This window comes from Nocardia sp. BSTN01, from assembly GCF_015354405.1.
Classification (GTDB): domain Bacteria; phylum Actinomycetota; class Actinomycetes; order Mycobacteriales; family Mycobacteriaceae; genus Nocardia.
Map to the genome: position 1 here is coordinate 1 of NZ_JADKYP010000158.1, position 1,043 is coordinate 1,043.

Sequence of the window (1,043 nt, forward strand, 5' to 3'; positions counted from 1 at the left end):
GGTTCCCCCGCTTTCTCGGAGGGCTCTGACTGTGGTCCGATAGGACCGGAAGGAGTCATTCGTGGCAGCACCGAAGAAGTACCCGGACGAGCTGAAAGCGCGGGCAGTTCGGCTGTATCGGGAGTCCGACCCGAAGCCGACGATCCGGAAGCTGGCCGCCCAGCTCGGGGTGCATCACGAAGCGTTGCGGCTGTGGATCCGCCAAGCCGAGGCCGATGCCGGCGAACGCGACGACAAGCCGACGACCGACATGCTGGCCGAGAACCGGGCCCTGATGAAGCGAGTCGCGGAGCTCGAGCGGGTGAACGCTGTATTACGTGATGCGAGTGCGTATTTCGCCTCGGAGCTCGGCCAGACCCGGCGGTGATCGTGGCGTTCGTCAGCGAACACCCACAGCACCCGGTCGAGCTCGTACTACGGGTTCTGGGCATCGCGTCGTCGACCTATTACGGCTGGTTACGGCAGGCGAAGACACCGTCTCGGCGGCGGCTGGCCGACCAGGAGTTACTCGCCGAGATCGTCGATATCCATACCAGCTCCGGCGGAACCTACGGGTCACCGCGGGTTCATGCGATGCTGCGCCGGCGCGGGATCTCGGTTGGCCGCAAACGAGTCGAGCGGTTGATGCAGGGTGCGGGGTTGCAGGGCGCGTTCCTGCGCAAGAAGTGGCGGCTGGGATCGACCCGGCGGGATCCGCGTGCCACGGCGGCCCCGGACCTGGTCAACCGCGACTTCACCGCCGGTGAGCCGGACCGGTTATGGGTGGCCGACGCCACCCGCATCGTCTGCGGTGAGGGCGTGTTCTGGCTGGCCGCGGTCCGTGACGCCTTCTCGAACCGGATCGTCGGCTGGAAGTGCTCGGACCGTTGTGACACCGAACTGGTGCTCGGCGCTCTCGAGTACGCGGTCTGGACCCGTGACGTGCGTGACGGGCAGCTGGTCCATCATTCCGACCGCGGGTCGACCTACACAGCGATTCGGTTCGCTAATCGATTGGCAGACAACGGGATATCGCAATCCATGGGGTCGGTCGGCGACAGCTA

At 65.9% G+C, this 1,043-nt stretch carries 2 protein-coding genes; both read left to right on the top strand.

Annotated features, from left to right (window positions below; translation table 11 throughout):
* Positions 1-61: 61 nt before the first annotated feature.
* Positions 62-367, top strand: coding sequence for a transposase (locus tag IRT45_RS36295; protein ID WP_194810261.1), 306 nt, complete (start codon positions 62-64; stop codon positions 365-367).
* A gap of 2 nt (positions 368-369) precedes the next feature.
* Positions 370-1,043, top strand: a 674-nt coding sequence (locus tag IRT45_RS36300; RefSeq protein WP_194810262.1) for an IS3 family transposase, incomplete at its 3' end; no start/stop codon positions are given.